We start from the raw sequence: 23666 nt of genomic DNA, 5'->3' as shown, positions 1-23666 counted from the left end.
CCAGGGGAACCTATATAAACGCTGCGCTTTAAAATAATCAAAAATCAGGAGAGTTAATGTGAATCTACAATCCGGACAAAACATACCACTTCAGCAATCTGCGATCAGGCTGAATCTTCAGTACCCTACCAAATCCGGCTTTAAAGGCGAACCCGATACCTGCCTGTTCCTGCTTAATGCTCAGGGAAAGGTCAGCGGCGATTCTGACTTTATCTTTTACAATAATCTGTCTTCTCCTGAAGGGGCAGTAAAGCTCGTTACCGGTTCTCAGCAGTCCAGCATTGAGATAGCACTGGATCGTGTTCCTGCGAACATCAGTAAAATTGCAATCACAGTTGTCATTGATGGTGAAGATACCATCAGTGGGCTCAGTTCGTTGAGCATGCAGGCTCAAGGAATCGCTGAGTTCCAGGCTGAGACTCAGGGCCGCAGTGAGAAAGCAATTATCCTGGGTGAAGTATATCGGCACAATGGCGCCTGGAAGCTTCGTGCGCTCGGGCAGGGTTTCAACGGTGGTCTTGAGCCTCTGGCCATTAGCTATGGCGTTGATGTCGCACAGCCAGCTCCGCAGCCAGCAAAGCCTGCTCGTATCAGTCTGGAAAAGAAACTGGAAACCAGATCTCCGCGCCTTGTAAGCCTCGCTAAAAAAGCCTCGGTCAGTCTTACTAAAAATAAACTGGACACCCTTGAGGCAGCGGTTGCATTTGTACTTGACGCATCCGGCTCAATGAGTGGCCAGTTCAGTAAGGGTAACGTTCAGTCTGTGTTGGACCGCATCGCCGTTCTTGCCGCCCAGTTCGACGACGACGGTGAAATGGATGTCTGGGGATTTGGAGAGAAGCATAAGAAGTATCCAAACGTCACACTGGACAACCTGGACACATATATTCAGTCCATTCGCGGGGCTGGAAAGCGTTCAGCCTGGGAGAACCTGCCGGGCCTCGGAGGGACAAACAACGAGCCTCCTGTGATGGAAGAAATAGTCGACTACTTTAAGGACTCGAAAATCCCGGTGTATGTTGTATTTATTACCGATGGCGGGATCAGCAAGACCCGGGCGATTAAAGATGCAATCCGGCGTTCTGCCAACTACCCCATCTTCTGGAAGTTTGTCGGCCTGGGTGGTTCAAGCTACGGTATCCTCAAAAATCTGGATGACTTTACTGACCGCCGGGTTGATAACACCCACTTCTTTGCCATGGATGATTTCGGTTCGATTAGCGATGAAAAGTTATATGATAATCTACTGGAAGAATTCAGACCGTGGATCGATGAAACAAAAAGGTTAGGCATCCTTTAATACGCACAGTTTGAGCTTGGTTGAATGAGCTCTACAGCAGCTTAATACTGTAGAGCCTTTGTTCATTGGAAATCGTACAGGGAGGCGCATATGGACCGCATCAAGTACCTGAAATGGATAGCTGAAGAATCACCAAGTACGGCTCAGCAGCTGGTGGCCTGGTTAAACAGAGCAAGGCACTATACGCCCGACATGAAAGAGCATCAGGCAGGTGTACAGATTCAAGAAAAGGGGATTGTTGTAGGGCTTAGACAAAGTACTAATCGTTATCATGGAGATTGTCTGACCATACATGTGGTACGGCTTCCGGAAGAAATACAAAACAAGGGATGGTTTAAGTCTTTTCTGAAGCTTTGCTGTGAATCGAATCCCTGGTGCGATGTTGTAATAGAAGACGTGAAAAACCCATATTTATTAAGCTTTTGTAAGAAACTAAACTTTACTGTATTAGATGAATTTTACCCGAATACTTACATAGTAAACACAGATGCCATTATGAGTTTACCTATCCCACCCTTAGGGAGATACGAAACCTATCTTTATTAAACCTGCGAACCTTTACCGGTTGCGTGGGGAGCGGATGGACTTCGGCTAAAGAAAAATCACATCGTCTATTTTGACCAGAAAAAGCTAATCTGCTTGATGTAATGCAGAAACGCATTACATTAATATCTTCTCCCAACAATCACCTGAACAATTCCCTGATTGCTTTTCACCTCATACCAGTGCTGGCTCATAGTTAGTCCTTAAGCAAATTTGTTATCGGAATAAAGAACGAAGCCAGCCTCATCGAGGCGCATAACCTTCTTCCCTTAACGCCTGTTGTAATTTTTCAATTGCGCTTTTCATTACCCAGGCTTCTTCGTCACTCACAGCACAGCCACGAAGATCGCTCCAGCTCAGACGTTTAACTAATTGAGCAAGGGCCATAGTTTCATTCTCATCAAGCTGCAAACTCAGTGTCTCAATACCTTCCACTATCTAACCTCCCTTATACTGAAAAATGGCGCTTTATTTCTGACCAGATGCCGAAGCCTTGAATGCGGCCGGAACTGCCGTTGTTTCTACTTTACAGAAATGGAATTAAAAAGTGGTGGTGCTGGGCACGTTTCTTTTCCAGTCGGGGTTTAAGCCAGAGCCGAAACTCATTCAACTTCTCAGCAGCCAAAACCGCTTCAACGGGGAAAACTTTATATTTACCCTGCTGCTGAGGTTCACCCAACCATCGCCTGATGGCTCCGTCAGTCCATAAACGAGTCTCTTTGAGCCTGGTTACAGTGACCCATTTCCTGGACCATTCATCAAATTGTCGCTGGCGATCCCGATAACGTTGTTCTTCCTGCTGACGAAGCCAGTCGCGATCAACAGCGAATTTTCGGTATCCAACAAAGAGCCCTTGTACTTTGGCCATGACAACATTCCGGTTTGCTTAGAACTGTTCAGACAGACATGTCAGGGATAAAGCTGAAGAAAAAGGTACAACGAAGAATAACCAAGACATAGGCCTGCCGGGTAAGTGGTGCGGTGCACAGGACTGTCGGAAAGTACGCTCAGAGAGGGTCGTTTAAGCATGATGCACCACCGCCAGCCAGCCTTAATAATGGTAATGTACCACTGGGTTACCAGACAGACCAGTAACGCATCAAACATAAAACTGTTTTTTAAAAAACGTCAGGAACGTAGCCTGACCTTTTAACCAGTGGTGTAAAAAACATACAGATTGCTCTGAGGTATGAGGTTCAGCAACTAGCCTTGTCGACGCAGAAACATTAAGTAATCAATAGCAGCTATCGCAAACAATGGTGAAAACCACCACGTGCTTTTCAACAAGCCAAGCGGCAGAAAGAGTACAGTTGCCATCGAATAAACAAAAACACGAACCATACCATCTGTAATAAACATAGGCTATTTGCAATCTGAGGTTGGATTGTAGATTTTAGTTAGAAATGGATCAAAGTCCGTTTTGTGCAAAACTTGGTTGACAACCCTCTTTTGGAAGATGTGCCGTTTCGTGCAAAAGTTGGTTGGAGGCCAAGATGGCAGAGTTCGTAGGTTCGGCTGCTTCGCAAGCTGATTTCATTTGGAAGAACGCGGAAGACCTGTGGGGGGGGATTTCAAGCATACCGACTTCGGCAAGATCATTTTGCCGTTTACTCTGCTGCGTCGATTGGAGTGCGCACTGGAGTCTACACGGGAAGCATCGCTCGATAGCCAACCAGCCACGATTGAGTTCTTAGAAGCAGAGTTCAGTGTTGATTTCGATGCGCTGCTATCTTGACCGCCAATCAGACCCGCATGGTTCAGGTTTGTGTATGAGAGTCCCCAAATGGCTGTAGTTCTAACCAAAGCCTTGATTGAAGCCGGCCGCGCCGGAAATAGTGGGTACAGAAAAGGCAGTTGCTTGCGCTGGGCGTAAGTTACCCGCCGAAAAGCGGCTGGATCGAACGACTGATCGGCACTGAGGTATCTGACGAGCAGTACGAACGCTTTCTGGGGCACAGCACGAGCAAGCAGGCTGAACAGATCCTACGCGGAGAGCAGCCAGCCAAGGGGCTTCAGTATGCAAAGCGAGCGAAGAAGCTCGCTTCTGAAAGAAAAGCCACAATTGATCTGGATAACGAGCACCTGTCTGAAATCGAAAAGTATCGGTAGCCCTAGACTTTTAGCCGCTGAAGATCTCTTAGATACCATTGGTGAAACTTGCTGAAGTCAGCCTTCTGTTTCTCTACCGTGCTGTTATAGATCGCATCACTGGTAACCGCACAAGCAGTCCAGCCAGCCTCATAGACGAAGCGAGTAGCTATCGGTGACTTCTTCGGGGTGCTATCCCAGCGGTTTTTGAGCCACCGCGCAAGCCCTTCATCAAGAGGGACCACCAGATTTAGCTGCTGTTTTGTGCGAGTGATACCGACATAAAACAGCCGACGTTCCTCCTCGATTTCCTCTTCGGCCGGAGGGGTGTTCATCGATGTGCGAACGCTGTAAACATCATCGGGTTTGCCGCCAGGAAATTCCTGCTCATTCAGCCCGATCAGGGGTCGTCTCAGAAAACGGAATCTATGGTCACTCCCGTTTTTGCAACACCGATTTTGACGACAAGTTGGCTTGCTTGAATCTATCCGGCGTCTGAATGGGATTTTATTCCCGCGCCTTGATGAGTTCCGCGCCTGATGAACCTCCAGAAAATATACGGCTTCAATGAGCCTTTCCGTTTTACAGGTTCCTCAACAGGCCGGTGGGCCGTTAGTATCATCAATATCAGTATTCGCAAAACCAGATCAGTAATTCTTTAAACCGGTGTATTTCTGCCGTTATGCTACATAAGTTTGCTGTCGTGCCGTTAGGGCCCAGGCTATTCTGGCCAGCTTGTTTGCCAGAGCACAAGTGACGACAAAGTTGCTTTTCCGGCACAGTAAATCCCTGACCCAATCGGCCAATTTGCCAGACTGGTGTTCCAGTTTTTGTATGAATACCCTGGCACATTGAACCAACAAAGTTCGGATCTTTTTATTACCTCGCTTACTAATTCCCAGCAATGTCGTCCTACCTCCCGTGCTGTACTGCCGAGGTACAAGCCCTGTTGCCGCCGCAAAGTCACGGCTGCTGGCGTACTGCTTCCCGTCGCCAATCTCAGTTGAAATAGTACTCGCTGTCAGTGTTCCGACGCAGGGAATGCTCAGCAAGCGCTGTCCAACCTCATCTTCGTCCAACTTTCGTTTCAACTGGGATTCCAAATCTTTAATCTGCTCAACAAGATAGTGATAATGCTGTTGTAATTTCAGCAATAACTGGCTGAGGTAAAGAGGCAAACTATTATCCTCAAGAATGGTACTCAGTCGGCTAATAACGGCAGCTCCTCGGGGAACGCTAATGCCAAATTCCAGCAGAAAAGCATGCATTTGATTGGTTGTTTTTACCTTATCCTGAACCAGGGATTCACGGACACGATGCAGAGCCCGCATTGCCTGCTGAGATTCCGTTCTGGGCTGCACAAAACGCATAGACGGACGCGATGCAGCTTCACAAATAGCTTCGGCGTCGACAAAGTCGTTTTTATTGCTTTTAACGAACGGGCGGACAAATTGTGGTGATATCAGCTTTGGGGAATGCCCCAACTCTTCCAACTTGCGTGCCATAAAGTGAGAACCGCCACAGGCTTCCATTGCGATGGTTGTAGCGGGGCATGTCGCCAAAAATTCGATCAACTTTGGCCGGGTAAATTTTTTACGGTAAACAGCCTTCCCGCGACGATCCTGGCAATGAATATGGAAAGAGTTTTTACCCAGATCGATACCAATGAGCGCAATGTTTTCCATGATAGTTCTCCGAATGAAAGCCTGTCCTCAGCATAGTACCGGGAAGGAGGGAGTGACCATCTCATTAAATAAAGCACGCTAAGCCGGTTGCAGCGGCCGTAGCGGCCTGAACTTGCCCGCGCCGATCTTGGCGCTGCTGCGCCAGAGGTAATCGCCGGTCAGGTTGATGTGCTCCCAGCCGAGCGGCGACAGGTACTGCAACAGGCCGTCATCGACGGCTTGACCGTGGCCACGCAAGGCGTTCGCGGCCCGCTCCAGATAGACCGTGTTCCATAGCACGATGGCCGCCGTCACCAGGTTGAGGCCGCTGGCCCGGTAGCGCTGCTGCTCGAAGCTGCGGTCGCGGATTTCCCCCAGGCGGTTGAAGAACACGGCGCGGGCCAGCGCGTTGCGCGCCTCGCCTTTGTTCAGCCCGGCATGCACGCGGCGGCGCAGCTCGACGCTTTGCAGCCAGTCCAGGATGAACAGTGTGCGCTCGATGCGTCCCAGCTCACGCAGGGCGACGGCCAGGCCGTTCTGGCGCGGGTAGCTGCCAAGCTTCCTGAGCATCAGCGAGGCCGTCGCCGTGCCCTGCTTGATCGAGGTGGCCATCCGCAGGATTTCATCCCAATGGGCGCGGACGTGCTTGATGTTGAGCGTGCCGCCGATCATCGGTTTCAACGCCTCGTAGGTGGCATCGCCCTTCGGGATGTAGAGCTTGGTGTCGCCCAGGTCACGAATGCGCGGGGCGAAGCGGAAGCCCAGCAGGTGCATCAACGCGAAGACGTGGTCCGTGAACCCTGCCGTGTCGGTGTAGTGCTCCTCGATCCGCAGGTCGGATTCGTGATACAGCAGGCCGTCGAGCACGTAGGTCGAGTCGCGCACGCCGACGTTCACGACCTTGGTGTGGAACGGCGCGTACTGGTCGGAGATATGGGTGTAGAACGTCCGCCCTGGGCTGCTGCCGTATTTCGGATTGATGTGGCCGGTGCTCTCGGCCTTGCTGCCGGTGCGGAAGTTCTGGCCGTCCGACGATGACGTGGTGCCGTCGCCCCAATGCTCGGCGAAGGGATGTCGGAACTGCGCGTTGACCAGCTCGGCCAGTGCCGCCCCGTAGGTTTCGTCGCGGATGTGCCAGGCTTGCAGCCAGGCCAGCTTGGCGTAGGTCGTGCCGGGGCACGATTCCGCCATCTTGGTCAGGCCCAGGTTGATCGCGTCGGCGAGGATCGTGGTCAGCAACAGGTTTTTGTCCTTGGCCAGGTCGCCTGACTTCAGGTGGGCGAAGTGCCGGGTGAAGCCCGTCCATTCGTCTACCTCCAGCAGCAATTCGGTGATCTTGACGTGCGGTAGGATCATCGCCGTCTGGTCGATCAGGGCCTGTGCGGTATCGGGCACCGCCGCATCGAGCGGCGTGATCTTCAGGCCCGACTCCGTGATGATGGCGTCCGGCAGCTCGTTGGCCAGCGCCATGCGGTTGACGGTGGCGAGCTGCGTTTCCAGCAGCGTCAGCCGGTCATGCAGGTACTGGTCGCAATCGGTGGCCACGGCCAGCGGCAATTCGCTGGCCTGCTTGAGGCTGGCGAATTTCGCGGGCGGCACCAGGTAGTCCTCGAAGTCCTTGAACTGGCGCGAGCCTTGCACCCAGATGTCGCCGGAGCGCAGCGCGTTCTTCAGCTCCGACAGCGCGCACAGTTCGTAGTAGCGCCGGTCGATGCCGGTGTCGGTCATCACCAGCTTCTGCCAGGGGGAACCGCAGAATTCGGAAAAAATCGTACGCTAAGCTAACGGTGTTCTCGTGACAGCTCTTTGACTAAATAGCTGTTCCGAATAGTAGATCACCGGAGGAAGGGAACTCAGTCCAGTTTGTGCGATCTGATTAGTCGCTAAACAAAACAAGCCACACCCAAAGGACTGAGTTGATGCCTATCCTACCACCTCTGCCACGACCACAACGGCGCCGCATTCACAAAATCATCCATGCCACCCGTGATAAAGGACATGCTCGTCGCTTGATGGCCATCTTGCTGTTACATGAAGGACGCACGATCACCGATGTTCATCACCTTACCGGCGCTGCGCGCTCGACCATCGGTTGTTGGCTTCGGTGGTATCGAGATGAAGGCATAGATGCGCTAGAAGCCTTACCGGCTGGCCGTGCCCCAGTCTTACCTATCGCCAAGATTGTCACCTTACTGGTGCTGCTCATGCAGTTTTCTCCGCAAGATTTTGGTTATCAGCGCAGCCGTTGGTGTACTGAACTATTGGCAATAAAAATCAATCGGTTAACAGGGCTCAATGTGGCAGCCTCCACGCTCCGCCGATGGTTACCTCGTATGGGCATTGTCTGGCGCAGGCCCGTGCCGACCTTGCGGATAAAAGACCCAGCCTATCAGGAAAAAATGGCGAATATCGACGCCGCGCTGGCCCGCTGTGATGCCGATAATCCGGTGTTTTATGAGGATGAAGTCGATATAGACCTCAATCCCAAATTAGGAGCCGACTGGATGTTCAGAGCGCAGCAAAAGCGGGTTGTCACACCGGGGCAGAATGCCAAGCATTATCTGGCAGGCGTTCTCCACGCAGGCAACGGAAGGGTGCTTTACGTCAGCGGGATCAAGAAAAACTCATCGCTGTTTATTGCCATGCTGGAAAAGCTGCGCCACCACTACCGACGAGCCAAAACCATCACGTTGATCCTCGATAACTACATCATTCACAAAAGCAAACAGACCGAGCGATGGTTGAAGAAGAATCCCAAGTTCTGCCTGGTGTTCCAGCCAGTTTACAGCCCTTGGGTTAATCACATAGAACGGCTATGGCACAAGTTACATGAAACCATCACGCGCAATCATCAATGCAGAGGGATGGCAAACCTGCTGGCCCGAGTGAAACACTTCATGGATACCGTGTCTCCTTTCCCGGGGAATGGCTATGGCACAGCGAAGGTGTAGCACTATTGGGATCAGTTATTTAGCATAGATCCAGGGCGAGATCGTGAACATTTTGTTAAAAATTAAAAATAGTTTTTTGCCTACAAAACAAATACTTATAGGCCTGTGATATGCAGTTAACTTTATAGTCAGGATCGCCTTCACACTTTTTAATCGTCACTGCACGTCATTTCAGCTCAAAAAATGCGCATGAAATCCAAAAAATGATAATTTCCATGATTTCCATAGTTAACAATTTGCTCACATCCTCACCCTGAAATTTGACCTGGTGATCCGGCTGTGATCTCATGCTCCTTTTCAGGAGTGCTCTCATGTCTATTGATGCCGTTTTCGCTCAGTTCTTCGACAATATTCACGACCCTCGCCAGCATGCCAAGATTTATTATCCCTTCTACGATGTCCTGTTTCTCACCGTCTGTGCCGTGATCGGCGGGGCTGAGGGCTGGGAAGATATTGAGGATTTCGGCGAGGTTCATCTTCCCTGGTTTCAATCCAAGGGACTGTTTAAAAACGGCATTCCTGTCCATGACACCATTGCCAGGATCATCTCCGGCATCAAACCAGAGCCGTTTCAGGCCGCCTTTGTGCGGTGGACTCAAGCCATTAACCAGCACACCGATGGCGCCCTGGTCGCTATCGATGGCAAAACCCTGCGCAGTTCCTATGACCGTGAGGATCGAACGTCGACCATTCACATGGTCAGTGCCTATGCCGCCGCCAATAAGCTGGTGCTCGGACAGATAAAAACCGACGCCAAGTCCAATGAAATTACCGCTATTCCCGAGTTGCTGGCGCTGCTCGACATCAAAGGCTGCCTGGTATCCATCGATGCGATGGGGTGCCAGACCGAGATCGCCGAGACCATCCTTCAGCAAGGTGGCGATTACTTATTGGCCGTCAAAGGCAACCAACCCAAGTTGTTCGAGGCGGTTCGACAGGCCCTCGCCCCGCTGGCGGCCACCCCGTTATGCGCAGAGACGATGACGCTTGAGAAGGCTCATGGCCGCATCGATGGTCGTGAGTACCATGTCATGGCGGCGGGCGAGTTGGCCGCCCAGTTTCCTCATTGGAAACAGTTGCACAGCATTGGCGTGGCCATCTCCTATCGCGTTGAAAATATGCAAAAAATTACCATAGAGCAGCGTTATTTCATCAGTTCCAAAGCGTTGGTGCAGGATGAGTTTGCGCGAGCGGTGCGTGGGCACTGGGCCATCGAAAATAGCCTGCACTGGGTGCTGGACGTCACGATGGGCGAGGATGATTGCCCGATTTATCGCGGTGATGCCGCAGAGATTTTGGCGTGCATCCGGCACATGGGGCTGAACATGCTCAGGGCCGAGACTTCACGCAAGGCGAGCGTAAGACGGAAGCAAAAAATCGCAGGAATGAGCAGTGAATATCTGGAAACGGTACTCAATGCGGGTCTCAAAAAACTGGGTGAAATTTAACAAAATGTTCACGCTCTCACCCTGACATAGCCCCTACGTAAACTGTCTAATAAGTCACATTATACGAACTATTGAGCATGTTATATCTATTTTACATGCTGTAAATTCAGTTCCATTAGTAAATAGATAAAAACCAAGGAGGCTTTATGAAAAATAAATAATGTGATCGTTGCCGGAGGGTGTTTTTGGAGTCTCGAAGACCTCCTTAGAAATCAGGACGGCGTGACGTCAACGAAGGTGTGTAGTGGCACTGAAATGGCGACTGCGCAAGACGTGAAGATGAGCTGTCTGATAGCAACGGATTATCAAGCAGAACCTTCTTAAATACAATTTATTCCACGCCAATACAGCGTGCTGTCTTTCAAATCACTAGGAGAAATTTATGTCACGTTTGAACACCCCTACCACAATCGACGCCGCGCCTACTGCTACCCATACCTCACTCAAGGCTGTGGAAAAACAACTGGGCCGCGTTCCTAACATGTTCCGCGTCGTTGCCAACAGCCCTGCTGCGCTGACTGGCTACCTGCAATTGAGCGCAGCATCAGCACAGGGCGGCTTGGGTACAGCGACTCTTGAGCGTATTGCCCTAGCCGTCGCTGAGATCAACGGCTGCGATTATTGCCTTGCTGGCCATTCCTTCCTAGGCCGTAAGGTGGCCAAGCTTGATGATGCTGAACTCACTGCCAACCGCAGCGGTGCATCAAATGACCCTAAGGCCGACGCAGCCGTGCGTTTTGCTGCCGCCGTAGTCCGCCAGCGCGGGCAAGTCAGCAATGACCAGGTCCAAGCGGTGCTGAACGCTGGCTACAGTGATGCACATGTAGTGGATATTCTGTTGGCTGTTGCCCTGAACACTTTCACTAACTACGTTAACGAAGTGACACAGACCGAGGTCGACTTCCCGGCCGTTCAACCACTAGGCATTGATGTCTAATCCATTGGTGCTCAACTACAGCAATTACCTAAGTTAGGTTCGACTCGAGTAAACATATAGTTTTTCTCAAGAGTCATATCATTTTAGTGGGCTACATAGAGTGAGTCCACATGGCTAAAAATAATTGGAGATATAAGATGACTATTCCCGAAATTGAAAATGGTGTCCAGACTACCAATATCCTTAGTAATAATCTCGGTGCAAAAGTCACTAAGTTTGGTATAGGTGGCATCTACGTTGCCATGACGATAATATATTTGTGGTTTGGTGGTATGAAATTCACTAGCTACGAAGCAAACGGTATACATGGTTTTGTTAGTAATAGCCCTCTGCTTTCATGGATGTATAGTTTCCTCAGCATTCAAGGATTCTCAAATTTTCTGGGTGTGCTTGAAATTTCAGTTGGCCTGTTAATCGCTGCACGAGTTTTCTCCCCTAAGCTCGCAATCTTGGGCGGTGTACTTTCAACCGGACTCTTTTTTACGACATTGTCGTTCATGCTGACTACACCCGGTGTTTTTGAGGCATCTCTTGGGTTTCCTGCGATCTCTGTGGTTCCTGGCCAGTTTTTGCTAAAAGATTTAGGCTTGTTTGTCGTGTCTATATTTATCGTAGGCACATCACTTACAGCACTGGAGCACAAAAACAAATAAGCCGCATCCGAAACAACTATAAGTTAGAGGGCCTTAAATTCTGCGGTATAGGTCTTGCAGTTCTTTTTAGCTGTCATAGGCACCTCGTTATGTGATTTTACTCACTTAGCGCGGTGTACAGAACTACTGGATCAGATCATTTTTTCGGGTTAACGGCCTAAGTGAAATAAATTCTGTAAACAGAAGGTCTCTTATAATCTGAAAGGCACATGGCTCTACTCTATAAGAGGACATTTATGAATACCTATCAAAAATCTATGAATGCGATTTCTGCTCTGACTAAGGAGCAGTATCGGGTGACGCAAGAAAATGGTACAGAGCGTCCAGGGACTGGTGAATTGCTAAAGAACACCAAGCCCGGCATTTACGTGGATATCGTGTCAGGTGAGCCTTTATTTGCGTCTTCTGCCAAGTATGAATCAGGGTGTGGTTGGCCGAGCTTTACCAAAGCGATAGACTCTGTCAACGTAATTGAAATCACTGATAGGTCGCACGGCATGACCCGCACAGAAGTGCGCTCAACTCATGGCGACAGTCACTTAGGCCATGTATTTTCAGACGGTCCCAAAGACCAGGGTGGCCTACGTTATTGTATTAACTCAGCGTCATTACGTTTTATTCCTAGGGAAGAAATGGCAAGTAAAGGTTACGCAGAGTATTTAGACCAAGTAGAGGACATTTAATTATGGCAATTGAACGCGCAGTATTAGCCGGTGGCTGCTTTTGGGGCATGCAGGATCTTATCCGCAAACGTCCCGGTATCACTTCAACCCGAGTAGGTTATACCGGTGGTGAAGTGGCTAATGCTACCTACCGCAATCATGGTAACCATGCTGAAGGCATTGAAATAATGTTCGATAATGAAATCACCAGCTATCGACAAATTTTAGAGTTTTTCTTTCAGATTCATGACCCTAGTACAGTAAATAGACAAGGTAATGACAAGGGCACATCTTATCGCTCAGCCATTTATTATACCTCTGAGGCACAGCATGCTGAGGCAGTAAAAACCATTGCTGACGTGGATGCTTCGGGATTATGGCCTGGAAAAGTAGTGACTGAAGTCGAACCTGCAAGTGATTTTTGGGAAGCGGAGGCTATGCATCAGGACTATTTGGAACTCCGACCAAATGGCTATACCTGCCACTTCCCCAGACCAGACTGGAAGTTGCCCTCATCTCAATGAGTTTGCAGCAGCCCACACAGACTTGCAATTTGCATACGACAACCACCCTTAATACAATCGGCTTAGGCGGTGGTTGTCACTGGTGCACCGAAGGCGTATTTTCATCACTTATTGGCATTGCTACTGTCAATCAAGGTTGGATCGCCTCAATTGGTGACAACGCTCAGTTCAGCGAAGCCATTGAAGTGGTTTTTGATCCGACTGTTATTTCTTTATCAACCTTGATCGAAACCCATTTACATACTCACGCGAGCACATCAAACCACTCAATGCGTGGTAAATATCGTTCAGCGATATACGCTTATGATGAGGTTCAGTATAACCAGGCTGTAAACATATTAGATGCCTGTAGAGCTGATTTTGAGCAGCCAGTCATTACTCAGGTTTATTTTTTTAAGGATTTTAAAGCGAATAAAACTGAGCTTATCGACTACTTTTATACAGCACCCAACAGACCATTTTGTCAAAGGTACATTCATCCAAAACTCACCTTCTTATTAGCACGTTTCAGCCACTATGTTGATACGCATAAATTGACAGAGTCAGGTGTAGAGTTAACATCGATATAGGCTGTGCTACTCTGCAAGTTCGAGCGTCATGATTACCAACTCTAGTAGTGGCATCGATCACACGAAAACTAAAACGATGTCACCGCAAACGAATGGGATCTGCGAGCAGTTTGATAAGGCGATCCTGAACGAGTTTTATCAGGTGGCTTTTCGCAACAAGTTAATCAAACGCTGGAGACGCGGCAAAATGATCAGGATGAGTGGCTGTCTTACAACAATGAACGAACTCATCAGGGCAAAATGTGCAACGGCAGAACGTCAGTTGAAACTGATCTGATCCAGTAGTTCTGTACACCGCGCTAAGTGAGTAAAATCACATAACGATACAACAACGTTACCCTACATAATCCCAAACTAATTTATCGTTGGAAACGCGAGTTATCCGTGAAGATGATAGAGCTTCTACGCGAGATCCTTTCCAACTGAGTCTGTTCGATGCTCTGTTATACCAATATCTTTGGAAACGCCCTTCGATGGTAGCTTGTTGCTTCTATCAACATTCATACACTTTTGTGAAAAAAATTTCCTGTGTATTTATCGGTATAGCATAAAGTCCATAATCAAATTAAAACGCTACCTAGTACAAAATTGCCTATTATTTAACCTTGACACTACCAATATGCACTGATCTGATATATATTGATTTAATGTATATTTTGCAGGCGATTTTTATGAAAAGTGCACTACTGCGGATCATCACCAACCAGAGCGCGTTTCCTTCATTGACGGAAATATCCTTGACGGGTCATAGCAACATCTCAGGGACAAACGGAGCAGGAAAAACCTCATCTCTTGTTCTGGTTCCTGTTTTTTATGGGATTGACCCTCAGTATATGGTCAGAGAAAAGCCTAAAACCTTTCTGGATTTCTATCTTTCTAAAGCACGTAGTTTTGTCATTTTTGAATATCAACGACAAGATCAGATCTCCTGTGTCGTGCTTTACAGACATAACAACACGTTGCATTACAGGTTTGTCAAAGGGGACGCCGATTCCACTTTATTTACAGAACAGAGCAAAATGAAGCTGAATAATGCGGAAAATATTGATTGCTGGCTCTCGGAAGACATCGCTCAGATAACAGAAGTGTCCCGGCAGATCAAAACCATCAAGGATTACTGCGCAATTATCCAGCACAACTTGTCGCACCTATCCCCGATTAAAGCTCGACAGTCAGGACTCAAGGATATTGCTGATAAATTCTCTCTGTGCCGTCCAGGGAAATCAATGAGGCACATTGAACGCTTAACGTCCGTCATGCACAAAAAAACAAAATTGATGGAAGGGTTAAAAGACATGGTTGCAGATTGCTTTATTGACAGTCAGCTAAATAACTGATCCCAATAGTGCTACACCTTCGCTGTGCCATAGCCATTCCCCGGGAAAGGAGACACGGTATCCATGAAGTGTTTCACTCGGGCCAGCAGGTTTGCCATCCCTCTGCATTGATGATTGCGCGTGATGGTTTCATGTAACTTGTGCCATAGCCGTTCTATGTGATTAACCCAAGGGCTGTAAACTGGCTGGAACACCAGGCAGAACTTGGGATTCTTCTTCAACCATCGCTCGGTCTGTTTGCTTTTGTGAATGATGTAGTTATCGAGGATCAACGTGATGGTTTTGGCTCGTCGGTAGTGGTGGCGCAGCTTTTCCAGCATGGCAATAAACAGCGATGAGTTTTTCTTGATCCCGCTGACGTAAAGTACCCTTCCGTTGCCTGCGTGGAGAACGCCTGCCAGATAATGCTTGGCATTCTGCCCCGGTGTGACAACCCGCTTTTGCTGCGCTCTGAACATCCAGTCGGCTCCTAATTTGGGATTGAGGTCTATATCGACTTCATCCTCATAAAACACCGGATTATCGGCATCACAGCGGGCCAGCGCGGCGTCGATATTCGCCATTTTTTCCTGATAGGCTGGGTCTTTTATCCGCAAGGTCGGCACGGGCCTGCGCCAGACAATGCCCATACGAGGTAACCATCGGCGGAGCGTGGAGGCTGCCACATTGAGCCCTGTTAACCGATTGATTTTTATAGCCAATAGTTCAGTACACCAACGGCTGCGCTGATAACCAAAATCTTGCGGAGAAAACTGCATGAGCAGCACCAGTAAGGTGACAATCTTGGCGATAGGTAAGACTGGGGCACGGCCAGCCGGTAAGGCTTCTAGCGCATCTATGCCTTCATCTCGATACCACCGAAGCCAACGACCGATGGTCGAGCGCGCAGCGCCGGTAAGGTGATGAACATCGGTGATCGTGCGTCCTTCATGTAACAGCAAGATGGCCATCAAGCGACGAGCATGTCCTTTATCACGGGTGGCATGGATGATTTTGTGAATGCGGCGCCGTTGTGGTCGTGGCAGAGGTGGTAGGATAGGCATCAACTCAGTCCTTTGGGTGTGGCTTGTTTTGTTTAGCGACTAATCAGATCGCACAAACTGGACTGAGTTCCCTTCCTCCGGTGATCTACTATTCGGAACAGCTATTTAGAGTTAAATCAACGATTTAATTCATTTTTCTATGCAGGATCTTTGAAAAATGCAGTAGAAAAACGGAGAAGTACATGACCTTTAGTTTAGCTCAAACAGCTAGTGCAGAAACCACACTAAAAGCACCTGCTGAAGCAGATCAGAACCTGCGGGATATCACTGAACTGGCGTGTTATATCTGTGATGCACCAGTGGCTATGGTGACGCGAACCGATGACACAAAGCTGAATCTAATTGCAAAAGTTGGTATTTCGCGTACCTCTGTATTAATTAAAGAGTCCTTTTGCGTGTATGCAATGGAAACACCTGATGCGGTAATGGTGGTCCCTGACGCTACTTTAGATCACAGATTCAGTACCAATGCTATGGTGATTTCAGGACCTGGCTACCGATTTTATGCTGGCTCGCCGCTGATTGATCCCGAAGGTGCAGTGATTGGTACTATTTGTGTCTATGATCATGTTCCTAAGCAGCTGAACCAGCGGCAGATAAGCTCTTTGCAGGCTCTGTCCAGACAAGTGATCGCCATACTGGAGCTGAAAAAAGTCGGCGAACAATTACATAATACCAGCATGACGGATGCGCTGACAGGGGTGAACAACAGAAGAGCTTTTGACCTCAAGTTTGAAGCTGAATTTGCTCGCTGGCAAAGAACAGGACAATCTTTTGTACTGGCATTGATTGATATTGATCACTTTAAGAGTTTTAACGACAGCTATGGTCATGCCGCAGGAGATGAGGCACTGAGTCAAGTCGCGGCTCTGTTTCAGCGCCATAGCAGGAACTATGACTTTTTCGCCCGTTATGGTGGTGAAGAGTTTGTGCTGATCCTGCCAGGCACAGACACAGCGTCCGCAAATAAAACACTGGAAAAGTTAAGGCTGGTAGTGGCTAACCATGAGTGGTTATTACGACAATTAACGGTCAGCATAGGTTTGGCCAGCGCTGATTTATTTGACGACAAAAAGCAGTTGCTCGAAGTCGCCGATCAGATGTTATACAAAGCTAAAACCCAAGGCCGCAATCAAACCAGTGTGTTCGCCACACTGTAAGAGATCTGTTCATGCTGCGCTGATCTCAAGACCTCATAAAAACTGAGGTCTTGCTTCGGTCGATAAGCTGGTCTGATATTGGCATTATTTATTCCTTTCAAATACATGGGTAATGCGACTTACACAGATTTTTTATGCTCTCTTGGACTCCATGTGAAGGAGATCGTCACATTCTTTACATATAGAAAATAGAGTTCTTTAGCCAGCTGCAATTTCAGATTAACCGATTCGGTAAGCTTTCTGCATTTCCGGAGACAACTTTTTTAGCCAGCTTGAGAGACTGAAGCCTTTTCTATCGGTACTATTTAATTTAGTAAAATACAGATGTTCATCCCAGCGAGGACCGAAATCTACTTCTGCAAGACTTACAAGCTGTTTGTTTCTGCGAAGACGATGCTTTTGATGGTAATCTTCGGCGGGCCAAAAATAACCATTTTGTTCTCCGGCCTCAATCACCTCGGGAGATTTCTCCTTTCCAATCGCTTGAATCAGTTCTTCAGCTACTTGTTTTTGCTCCAGATCAAAAACAAAAAGTATCTGGCGATACTGGCCCTGCTTTCTACCATGAACAGACCATGATTCAAAACTTCCAAGAAGTTCCCTGTAGCTGATTTGGTCTTTATCGTAGATCACTCTGACGACTTCGGCGTGTCCGTTGATGTTGCGGTAACTCGGATCCAGAGTTGATGCTCCAGCGTAGCCAACACGTGTTTGCACTACTCCCTGCGTCCCTCCAAAATTAGAATCCGGTCCCCAAAAGCAACCCATGCCGAAAACCGTTTGACTAAGCTTCCCGATTTTCAATGCTTCTTCGATTGCTTCAGGGGTTGCAAATTCATAGCTTTCAACACCGTCTTCTTTATTCATTTTTAGATCCGACATATTTTTCACCTAACTTTCAAAAATTGAAGCCACTCCCATTCCTCACGCCGTGCAAACGACGATAAGACCACGTTTTCCAACACCAGCTTGATGAAGTATCTTTGCTAAAACTCCGCAGCATGTTTCTTGGTAACACAACTGCGGAAAATTGCTGTAATCATTGATCTTACTGCTTATTAAGTTATTAATAATTCTAAAAAACTCATTATTTCATTGAAGCTTCCAACCACCTGTCAAGGTCCTTGAACTTGGGGTTTCTCAGCTTCTTTGTCCCAACCACTATTGTCGGGAAATTCAGCTTTCCGTTCGAATAGAGGGAGCACAGTTCATCAGCAGCCGCGTCGTCTTCATGAACATCCAAAAAAACAAACTGGCTCCCTTTTTCTTGCAAGTACGAATGGTAAATCTTGGTTTTATGGCAGTCTTTATGACCGAACAGCTTAATCAACACGAACGGCTCCTTTTTTCAAAAGGTTCACTTTCATAAACCCCCTCGATTTAAAAATTATTCTACAAACTTCAATGACTCCGAGTTAATACAGAATCGGACCCCTGATGGCTCAGGACCGTCTGGAAAAGCGTGCCCCAGATGGGCTTCGCACACATTGCATAGCACTTCGATTCTGCGCCCGAAGGTCGTATCCAGTTCATATTGAATTACGTTGTCTGCGACTGGCTCAGAAAAACTCGGCCATCCCGTTCCCGAATCGAACTTTAGGTTCGAGTCAAAGAGTTCGGTGTCGCAGCCCACACAGGCGTACCTTCCAGCTTCATAAAATGAACAGAGTTCTCCGGTGTGCGCGCGTTCGGTGCCTTTCATCCGCATGACCCGAAATTGCGCTGGCGTCAGAATTTCTTTCCACTCTTCCTCGCTCTTTTCTACTTTTTTGGGAGGCGCGGGAGTGCCGTTATCCAGGTAGTTGTAAATGCTTTTCCAATTGAACATATATTTGCTCCTTTATTTTAGGGTTCACTCTTTAGCTATCAATCCACGAGAAGAAGTCTGTAGCACTACCAATGAATTCTCCATCCACAAAAACTTGCGGTACAGTTTGGAGATTTGTTCTTTCCTTCAACTCCAGGTAAGTCTTCGGATCGTCGTCTACGCGAATTTGTTTGAAATCGACCTTTTCAGCAGTTAGGTAATTCTTCACGCGTGCGCAAAATGGACAATGGTCTTTCGTATAAATAACAACATTCTTAAGTGCTTTCATTTTTTCCTCGTTCATTTGGTTCATGATTTAGTCTCTTTCAAAATGGCAAGAGTATCCGCTGGGATTCCTCTGCAAATAGTTTTGGTGATATGCCTCAGCGTCGTAGAATTCTTTTTCCAGGGTGACGGTCGTGACCACTTCATTCTCGAAGCGACCGATCTCATTGACCTCATCAATCACGTTTTCGATAATCGCTTTCTGTGCATCGTCACGATAGAACGCTGCCGAGCGATACGAAGTGCCAACATCATTTCCTTGGCGATTCTTCGTAGTCGGATCATGGATTTTGAAAAAGTAATGTAGAATCTCTTCGAGAGATATTTCGTCTTGGTCGTATTCCACGCGAACCGCTTCGGCGTGCCCCGTTTTCCCTGTTATAATATCGGCGTAGGTAGGATCATCAAAATCTCCGCCAGAGTAGCCCACCTTCGTTGACGTCACACCGTCCAGACTCCTAAGGAGGTCTTCGAGACCCCAAAAACACCCTCCGGCAACGATCACATAATCTAGTTTCATAAAGCCTCCTTAGTTTTCATCCACTTACTGATTAGACTGACTTTACAGCATGTAAAATAGATATAATATGTTCAATAGTTCGTATAACATGACCTATTGGACAGTTTACGTAGGAGCTACATATGGATGTTCTCAGTGAAATTTTAGATAAGGTAGAGCTTACTAGCAGCTACTGGTATAGAACCTCATTTGCGGGAGACTGGGGCATCAGCCTCCCGCAGGAAGAGAATCTAGCGAGATTTCACATCGTGACTCATGGCGAGTTTTGGTATGAGGTGCCAAAACTTAAACTTAAAGCATTGGCGGAGCAGGGCGATATTTTGATCTTTTTCAAAGGGATGGAGCACACCATGGCCAGTGCACCAAAAATCAAGGCCGAGCCTGCGGTCGAATTTAGAGCTAAAGCCAACCTCACCGAAGCTCAAGTTTTGGAATACGGTGATCAGAGCAAGCTCAAAGCCAACGTCGTTTGCGGACATTTTTGTTTTAATGGCGGACCCGATCATCCATTCTTAAATTCGCTGCCAAATGTCGTGCATATCAAGAGTGCTGATAACTCCCACTCGCCTTGGCTTGCCATGCTTTTAAGTATTATAGAGCAGGAAGCAAAATCAGGGCTTCCTGGAAGCAACACGTTAGTCAGAAAGCTGACCGAAATTATCTTCGTGCAAGCGTTAAGAATCCACATGTACAAATCCAATAAAAATGCTGGATTCTTCAAACTGATCGAAAATCCGCAACTCAGCAAAACCTTGGAAGCTATTCATCATAGTCTCGATAAAAAATGGGGTCTTGACGATCTCGCCGGGATTGCGGGGATGTCGCGTACGAACTACAGCGTCAAATTTAAGGAGCTGTCAGGCATGACACCTCTTGATTATTTAACCTATTGTCGGCTTGAAAAAGCAAAGCAGCTGCTTAAAGAATCCGGTAAGTCTGTTCCCGAAGTGAGTGAAGCCATTGGGTATCCGGCACATGAACACTTTCAAAAGTTGTTTAAGAAAAAAATTGGCAAAACTCCTAGCGCGTACAGAAAAGAAAATTCTGAAAAGGTGTAAAAATGAATATCTATAACTCTCCTGTTACCAAAATAGCTTTCTGGGTCATAGTCATTGGTGGTGCGGCTTGCCTGCTTATCCCTTTGTTTGCACCTCTTCTTCCGCTGCAATATTTGAAAGGTTATGGCGAAATAGGAGATGTTCTTGGAGGTATTTCAAGCCCATTTGTACAAATTCTGGGTTCAGTGCTTCTCTTTCTGGTGTTAAAAGCTCAGATTGACGCTAATGGCATCCTCCATCAGCAAATCGAAAAGGAATATACGAAGGAGCAACTGAGGCACGAGTTGAATCAGCTTCACGGGTAATGGTGCCAACTTACTGATTTAGTGTATGATGGTGTTTTTGAGGTGCTCCAGTGGCTTCTGTTTCTATCAGCTGTCCCTCCTGTTCAGCTACTGAAGGCGTGGTGCGTAACGGTAAAAGTACTGCCGGACATCAGCGCTATCTCTGCTCTCACTGCCGTAAAACATGGCAGCTACAGTTCACTTACACCGCTTCTCAACCCGGTACGCATCAGAAAATCATTGATATGGCCATGAATGGCGTCGGATGTCGCGCCAGTGCACGCATTATGGGCGTTGGCCTCAACACGATTTTACGACACTTAAAAAACTCAGGCCGCAGTCGGTAAACTCACGCATACAACCGGGCAGTGACGTCATTGTTTGCGCGGAAATGGACAAACAGTGGGGTTACGTCGGCGCTAAATCACGCCAGCGCTGGTTGTTTTACGCGTATGACAGGATACGGAGGACGGTTGTGGCGCACGTATTCGGTGAACGCACGTTGGCCACGCTGGAGCGTCTTCTGGGCCTGCTGTCGGCCTTTGAGGTCGTGGTATGGATGACGGATGGCTGGCCGCTGTATGAACCCCGCCTGAAGGGAAAGCTGCACGTTATCAGCAAGCGTTACACTCAGCGCATTGAGCGACATAACCTGAATCTGAGACAACATCTGGCAAGGCTTGGACGGAAGTCACTGTCGTTCTCAAAATCGGTGGAGCTGCATGACAAGGTCATCGGGCATTATCTGAACATAAAACACTATCAGTAAGTTGGAGTCATTACCCAGGACCCTGAAAGATCTTGATCGTGCCGCGCTATTACTGGCACGGGCATGCACGTTATTACTTGATGAGAACACCGATGAAGCAGTTCTGCGGCAGGCTATTTTTCGCCGCATACCAAAGGACAAACTGGCTGAATCCGTCGGCAAGGTAAATGAGCTGGCGCGCCCGCAAGATACTCAGTTTCAGGATGAAATGGTGGAACAATATGGACGGGTGAAGCGTTTCCTGTCCGCGATGTTGCGTGACTTACACTTTCAGGCCGCCCCGGCCGGGGAGCTCACGTTGTCAGCAATCCATTATCTGGCCGAACTGAGTGGCTCAAAAAAGCGAATTCTCGACGATGCACCAGAGCAAATCATTTCCGGCCCATGGAAACGTCTGGTCTACGACAGAGATGGTAGGATTCTACGAGCGGGTTACTCGCTGTGTCTTCTCGAGCGCCTTCAAGATTCTTTGCGCCGTCGTGATCTCTGGCTGGAGAACAGTGATCGGTGGGGGGACCCGCGTCAAAAATTGCTTCAGGGAGCTGAATGGCAGGCACAACGCATCCCGGTATGTCGGGCGCTGGGTCATCCATCAGACGGAACTAAAGCAGCAGAACAACTGGCTACGCGGCTTGATGACACATGGAAATCAGTGGCTTCACGTTTTGCCTGCAACGCAGCGGTCAGCATAAGCAATGAAGGTAAGCATCCCTCACTGACGATTAGCAGTCTGGATAAACTGGATGAGCCACCGGCACTGATACAATTGAATCGTCGGGTAAGAGAATTGATCCCTCCGGTTGATCTGACGGAGCTGTTGCTTGAAATAGATGCCCGAACCGGTTTTACCCGCGAATTCAGCCACGTCAGTGAATCAGGTGCTCGGGCGCAGGATCTCCAGGTCAGTCTGTGCGCAACACTGCTGGCAGAAGCATGCAATATAGGGCATGAACCCCTGATAAAGCATAATATTCCCGCGCTTACTCGCCATCGTCTGAGCTGGGTTAAACAAAATTATCTCAGGGCAGAAACGCTGGTCACCGCTAATGCACGGCTGGTTGATTTTCAGTCCACGCTGCCGCTCGCGGGGTACTGGGGAGGTGGTGAGGTTGCCTCCGCAGATGGTATGCGTTTTGTCACACCGGTTAAAACGGTTAATTCCGGACCAAATCGTAAATACTTTGGTTCAGGACGCGGTATCACCTGGTACAACTTCGTCTCCGATCAATACTCCGGTTTCCATGGCATTGTAGTTCCCGGGACGCTTCGTGATTCCATCTTTGTACTGGAAGGGCTTCTGGAGCAGCAGACCGGGCTGAATCCGGTAGAAATTATGACGGACACGGCAGGATCCAGCGATATCATTTTTGGCCTGTTCTGGTTACTGGGCTACCAGTTTTCCCCTCGTCTGGCCGATGCAGGCGGGGCGATATTCTGGCGGGCAGATAAAACGGCACATTATGGTGCCCTGAATGAGCTGGCCCGGGGATGTGTTGAACTGTCAAAAATAGAATCCCAATGGGATGAAATGATGCGAATGGCGGGCTCACTGAAGCTTGGGACCATCCATGCATCAGAGCTTATTCGTTCACTGTTGAGAAGTAGCCGACCATCTGGTCTGGCTCAGGCGATTATGGAAGTGGGCCGGGTCAACAAGACGTTGTATCTTCTCAACTATATCGATGATGAGGATTACCGGCGTCGGATCCTCACTCAGCTCAACCGGGGAGAAGGACGCCATGCAGTGGCTCGAGCCATTTGCTACGGACAACGTGGTGAGATTAGAAAACGCTACCGTGAAGGGCAGGAAGATCAACTCGGTGCTCTGGGTCTGGTGACCAATGCGGTTGTGCTGTGGAATACACTTTACATGCAGGAGGCGTTGTCACATCTTCGCAAATCGGGGGAAACACCTGAAGAGGAGCATCTGGCAAGATTATCGCCGCTGATACATGGCCATATAAATATGCTGGGACATTATACGTTTTCGTTACCGGAAGATATTCTGAAGGGCGAGTTAAGACCATTAAATTTGAATACAAACAATGAATTAACCTCTTAGCG

The 23666-nt window shown here is 48.3% G+C and carries 26 protein-coding genes and 4 pseudogenes; 19 read left to right on the top strand and 11 right to left on the bottom strand.

All coding sequences use genetic code 11. The features are described 5' to 3' along the window. Positions 1-58 precede the first annotated feature (58 nt). Together FHN83_RS01725 and FHN83_RS01720 are read left to right on the top strand one after the other, a co-directional pair. Positions 59-1300 carry a vWA domain-containing protein gene (locus tag FHN83_RS01725; RefSeq protein ID WP_001053340.1) on the top strand — a complete coding sequence of 414 codons (1242 nt, stop codon included), beginning with the start codon at positions 59-61 and terminating at the stop codon, positions 1298-1300. Positions 1301-1390: 90 nt separating this feature from the next. Continuing rightward, positions 1391-1846, top strand: a complete 456-nt coding sequence (locus FHN83_RS01720; protein WP_000374058.1) for a hypothetical protein — start codon at positions 1391-1393, stop codon at positions 1844-1846. 240 nt (positions 1847-2086) lie between these two features. On the opposite strand, the gene FHN83_RS01715 is transcribed toward FHN83_RS01720, so the two are convergent. Together FHN83_RS01715 and FHN83_RS01710 are read right to left on the bottom strand one after the other, a co-directional pair. Further along, positions 2087-2278, bottom strand: coding sequence for a DUF7706 family protein (locus FHN83_RS01715; RefSeq protein WP_000398479.1), 192 nt, complete (start codon positions 2276-2278; stop codon positions 2087-2089). A gap of 91 nt (positions 2279-2369) precedes the next feature. Then, positions 2370-2711 carry a hypothetical protein gene (locus FHN83_RS01710; protein ID WP_001151572.1) on the bottom strand — a complete coding sequence of 114 codons (342 nt, stop codon included), beginning with the start codon at positions 2709-2711 and terminating at the stop codon, positions 2370-2372. 625 nt (positions 2712-3336) lie between these two features. Between FHN83_RS01710 and FHN83_RS01705 the strand changes: the two are divergent. After that, positions 3337-3557, top strand: a pseudogene (locus FHN83_RS01705) (type I restriction-modification system subunit M N-terminal domain-containing protein); the annotation flags it as partial. A 140-nt stretch (positions 3558-3697) separates the two neighbouring features. Then, positions 3698-3952: a hypothetical protein gene (locus FHN83_RS01700; protein WP_000880375.1), complete on the top strand. Its 255-nt coding sequence runs from the start codon at positions 3698-3700 to the stop codon at positions 3950-3952. Between the two features lie 2 nt (positions 3953-3954). Here the strand turns inward: FHN83_RS01700 and FHN83_RS01695 are convergent, their stop codons facing one another. The 3 genes and pseudogenes from FHN83_RS01695 to FHN83_RS01685 form a co-directional block, all read right to left on the bottom strand. Next, positions 3955-4326 (bottom strand): 3'-5' exonuclease, encoded by a 372-nt coding sequence (locus tag FHN83_RS01695; RefSeq protein ID WP_223259313.1) that lies wholly within the window; start codon positions 4324-4326, stop codon positions 3955-3957. A gap of 285 nt (positions 4327-4611) precedes the next feature. Beyond that, on the bottom strand, positions 4612-5616 hold the full coding sequence (locus FHN83_RS01690; RefSeq protein WP_000427623.1) for an IS110-like element IS4321 family transposase: 1005 nt from the start codon (positions 5614-5616) through the stop codon (positions 4612-4614). A 78-nt stretch (positions 5617-5694) separates the two neighbouring features. After that, positions 5695-7344 (bottom strand): annotated as a pseudogene (locus FHN83_RS01685) (Tn3-like element ISPa38 family transposase); the annotation flags it as partial. Between the two features lie 170 nt (positions 7345-7514). On the opposite strand from FHN83_RS01685, the gene FHN83_RS01680 reads away from it, so the two are divergent. The 10 genes and pseudogenes from FHN83_RS01680 to FHN83_RS01635 all read left to right on the top strand — a co-directional run bounded on the left by FHN83_RS01680 (position 7515) and on the right by FHN83_RS01635 (position 14676). Beyond that, entirely contained in the window at positions 7515-8546 is a 1032-nt protein-coding gene (locus FHN83_RS01680) for an IS630-like element ISAhy2 family transposase (protein ID WP_094935932.1), read from the top strand. Between the two features lie 311 nt (positions 8547-8857). Then, entirely contained in the window at positions 8858-9994 is a 1137-nt protein-coding gene (locus tag FHN83_RS01675) for an ISAs1-like element ISAs12 family transposase (RefSeq protein WP_021141311.1), read from the top strand. 162 nt (positions 9995-10156) lie between these two features. After that, positions 10157-10318, top strand: a complete 162-nt coding sequence (locus FHN83_RS28465; RefSeq protein WP_223290059.1) for a peptide-methionine (S)-S-oxide reductase — start codon at positions 10157-10159, stop codon at positions 10316-10318. Between the two features lie 58 nt (positions 10319-10376). Then, positions 10377-10931 carry a carboxymuconolactone decarboxylase family protein gene (locus FHN83_RS01665; protein ID WP_011711655.1) on the top strand — a complete coding sequence of 185 codons (555 nt, stop codon included), beginning with the start codon at positions 10377-10379 and terminating at the stop codon, positions 10929-10931. Positions 10932-11068: 137 nt separating this feature from the next. After that, the gene (locus FHN83_RS01660; RefSeq protein WP_011711654.1) at positions 11069-11584 is read left to right on the top strand and encodes a YkgB family protein; all 516 of its coding nucleotides are present in this window, start codon (positions 11069-11071) and stop codon (positions 11582-11584) included. Between the two features lie 236 nt (positions 11585-11820). Next, positions 11821-12267: a peptide-methionine (R)-S-oxide reductase MsrB gene (gene msrB, locus FHN83_RS01655; protein WP_011711653.1), complete on the top strand. Its 447-nt coding sequence runs from the start codon at positions 11821-11823 to the stop codon at positions 12265-12267. A 2-nt stretch (positions 12268-12269) separates the two neighbouring features. Then, the gene (msrA, locus tag FHN83_RS01650) at positions 12270-12770 is read left to right on the top strand and encodes a peptide-methionine (S)-S-oxide reductase MsrA (protein ID WP_011711652.1); all 501 of its coding nucleotides are present in this window, start codon (positions 12270-12272) and stop codon (positions 12768-12770) included. Then, positions 12767-13339 carry a peptide-methionine (S)-S-oxide reductase gene (locus tag FHN83_RS01645; protein ID WP_094762227.1) on the top strand — a complete coding sequence of 191 codons (573 nt, stop codon included), beginning with the start codon at positions 12767-12769 and terminating at the stop codon, positions 13337-13339. Before msrA (FHN83_RS01650) ends, FHN83_RS01645 begins: the two co-directional genes overlap by 4 nt. A gap of 15 nt (positions 13340-13354) precedes the next feature. Continuing rightward, positions 13355-13624: pseudogene (locus FHN83_RS01640) on the top strand (IS481 family transposase); the annotation flags it as partial. A 386-nt stretch (positions 13625-14010) separates the two neighbouring features. After that, on the top strand, positions 14011-14676 hold the full coding sequence (locus FHN83_RS01635; RefSeq protein WP_163138160.1) for an ATP-binding protein: 666 nt from the start codon (positions 14011-14013) through the stop codon (positions 14674-14676). Positions 14677-14687: 11 nt separating this feature from the next. Here the strand turns inward: FHN83_RS01635 and FHN83_RS01630 are convergent, their stop codons facing one another. Then, positions 14688-15719 (bottom strand): IS630-like element ISAhy2 family transposase, encoded by a 1032-nt coding sequence (locus FHN83_RS01630; RefSeq protein ID WP_001809438.1) that lies wholly within the window; start codon positions 15717-15719, stop codon positions 14688-14690. Positions 15720-15901: 182 nt separating this feature from the next. Here FHN83_RS01630 and FHN83_RS01625 point away from each other — a divergent pair, with 182 nt between their 5' ends. Then, complete coding sequence (locus FHN83_RS01625; protein ID WP_002119794.1) at positions 15902-16879, top strand: sensor domain-containing diguanylate cyclase; 978 nt, start codon at positions 15902-15904, stop codon at positions 16877-16879. A 219-nt stretch (positions 16880-17098) separates the two neighbouring features. On the opposite strand, the gene FHN83_RS01620 is transcribed toward FHN83_RS01625, so the two are convergent. From FHN83_RS01620 to msrA (FHN83_RS01600), 5 genes are all read right to left on the bottom strand, one after another. Beyond that, positions 17099-17746, bottom strand: a complete 648-nt coding sequence (locus tag FHN83_RS01620; protein WP_223846397.1) for a peptide-methionine (S)-S-oxide reductase MsrA — start codon at positions 17744-17746, stop codon at positions 17099-17101. Between the two features lie 220 nt (positions 17747-17966). Next, on the bottom strand, positions 17967-18212 hold the full coding sequence (locus tag FHN83_RS01615) for a glutaredoxin family protein (protein ID WP_011711656.1): 246 nt from the start codon (positions 18210-18212) through the stop codon (positions 17967-17969). Between the two features lie 54 nt (positions 18213-18266). Then, complete coding sequence (gene msrB, locus FHN83_RS01610) at positions 18267-18707, bottom strand: peptide-methionine (R)-S-oxide reductase MsrB (protein WP_005403705.1); 441 nt, start codon at positions 18705-18707, stop codon at positions 18267-18269. 31 nt (positions 18708-18738) lie between these two features. After that, positions 18739-18999, bottom strand: a complete 261-nt coding sequence (locus FHN83_RS01605) for a glutaredoxin (RefSeq protein ID WP_005403706.1) — start codon at positions 18997-18999, stop codon at positions 18739-18741. Positions 19000-19002: 3 nt separating this feature from the next. Continuing rightward, positions 19003-19491, bottom strand: a complete 489-nt coding sequence (gene msrA, locus FHN83_RS01600) for a peptide-methionine (S)-S-oxide reductase MsrA (RefSeq protein ID WP_069785042.1) — start codon at positions 19489-19491, stop codon at positions 19003-19005. Positions 19492-19613: 122 nt separating this feature from the next. On the opposite strand from msrA (FHN83_RS01600), the gene FHN83_RS01595 reads away from it, so the two are divergent. From FHN83_RS01595 to FHN83_RS01580, 4 genes and pseudogenes are all read left to right on the top strand, one after another. Beyond that, positions 19614-20549: an AraC family transcriptional regulator gene (locus FHN83_RS01595; protein WP_002123001.1), complete on the top strand. Its 936-nt coding sequence runs from the start codon at positions 19614-19616 to the stop codon at positions 20547-20549. 2 nt (positions 20550-20551) lie between these two features. Further along, positions 20552-20854 carry a hypothetical protein gene (locus tag FHN83_RS01590; protein ID WP_223878984.1) on the top strand — a complete coding sequence of 101 codons (303 nt, stop codon included), beginning with the start codon at positions 20552-20554 and terminating at the stop codon, positions 20852-20854. 50 nt (positions 20855-20904) lie between these two features. Further along, a protein-coding gene (locus FHN83_RS01585) for an IS1 family transposase (protein ID WP_255296378.1) occupies positions 20905-21602 on the top strand; the annotation gives its coding sequence in 2 pieces (ribosomal slippage) (positions 20905-21154 and positions 21154-21602; 699 coding nt in all). Positions 21603-21618: 16 nt separating this feature from the next. Further along, positions 21619-23664 (top strand): annotated as a pseudogene (locus FHN83_RS01580) (Tn3 family transposase); the annotation flags it as partial. Positions 23665-23666 lie beyond the last annotated feature (2 nt).

This window comes from Leclercia adecarboxylata (assembly GCF_006171285.1).
Taxonomy (GTDB): domain Bacteria; phylum Pseudomonadota; class Gammaproteobacteria; order Enterobacterales; family Enterobacteriaceae; genus Enterobacter; species Enterobacter barmai.
The sequence above is the reverse complement of the archived record's forward strand: the minus strand, read 5'-3'. Positions and strand labels throughout refer to the sequence as shown.

Excerpts from the sequence above, each read along its gene's own strand:
- msrA (WP_011711652.1), top strand. The coding sequence starts at position 12,270 with ATGGCAATTGAACGCGCAGTATTAGCCGGTGGCTGCTTTTGGGGCATG.
- FHN83_RS01630 (WP_001809438.1), bottom strand. The coding sequence starts at position 15,719 with ATGCCTATCCTACCACCTCTGCCACGACCACAACGGCGCCGCATTCAC.
- FHN83_RS01690 (WP_000427623.1), bottom strand. The coding sequence starts at position 5,616 with ATGGAAAACATTGCGCTCATTGGTATCGATCTGGGTAAAAACTCTTTC.
- FHN83_RS01720 (WP_000374058.1), top strand. The coding sequence starts at position 1,391 with ATGGACCGCATCAAGTACCTGAAATGGATAGCTGAAGAATCACCAAGT.
- msrA (WP_069785042.1), bottom strand. The coding sequence starts at position 19,491 with ATGAAACTAGATTATGTGATCGTTGCCGGAGGGTGTTTTTGGGGTCTC.
- msrB (WP_005403705.1), bottom strand. The coding sequence starts at position 18,707 with ATGTTCAATTGGAAAAGCATTTACAACTACCTGGATAACGGCACTCCC.
- FHN83_RS01645 (WP_094762227.1), top strand. The coding sequence starts at position 12,767 with ATGAGTTTGCAGCAGCCCACACAGACTTGCAATTTGCATACGACAACC.
- FHN83_RS01665 (WP_011711655.1), top strand. The coding sequence starts at position 10,377 with ATGTCACGTTTGAACACCCCTACCACAATCGACGCCGCGCCTACTGCT.
- FHN83_RS01675 (WP_021141311.1), top strand. The coding sequence starts at position 8,858 with ATGTCTATTGATGCCGTTTTCGCTCAGTTCTTCGACAATATTCACGAC.
- msrB (WP_011711653.1), top strand. The coding sequence starts at position 11,821 with ATGAATACCTATCAAAAATCTATGAATGCGATTTCTGCTCTGACTAAG.
- FHN83_RS01605 (WP_005403706.1), bottom strand. The coding sequence starts at position 18,999 with ATGAACCAAATGAACGAGGAAAAAATGAAAGCACTTAAGAATGTTGTT.
- FHN83_RS01635 (WP_163138160.1), top strand. The coding sequence starts at position 14,011 with ATGAAAAGTGCACTACTGCGGATCATCACCAACCAGAGCGCGTTTCCT.
- FHN83_RS01590 (WP_223878984.1), top strand. The coding sequence starts at position 20,552 with ATGAATATCTATAACTCTCCTGTTACCAAAATAGCTTTCTGGGTCATA.
- FHN83_RS01625 (WP_002119794.1), top strand. The coding sequence starts at position 15,902 with ATGACCTTTAGTTTAGCTCAAACAGCTAGTGCAGAAACCACACTAAAA.
- FHN83_RS01595 (WP_002123001.1), top strand. The coding sequence starts at position 19,614 with ATGGATGTTCTCAGTGAAATTTTAGATAAGGTAGAGCTTACTAGCAGC.
- FHN83_RS01660 (WP_011711654.1), top strand. The coding sequence starts at position 11,069 with ATGACTATTCCCGAAATTGAAAATGGTGTCCAGACTACCAATATCCTT.
- FHN83_RS01710 (WP_001151572.1), bottom strand. The coding sequence starts at position 2,711 with ATGGCCAAAGTACAAGGGCTCTTTGTTGGATACCGAAAATTCGCTGTT.
- FHN83_RS01620 (WP_223846397.1), bottom strand. The coding sequence starts at position 17,746 with ATGAATAAAGAAGACGGTGTTGAAAGCTATGAATTTGCAACCCCTGAA.
- FHN83_RS01680 (WP_094935932.1), top strand. The coding sequence starts at position 7,515 with ATGCCTATCCTACCACCTCTGCCACGACCACAACGGCGCCGCATTCAC.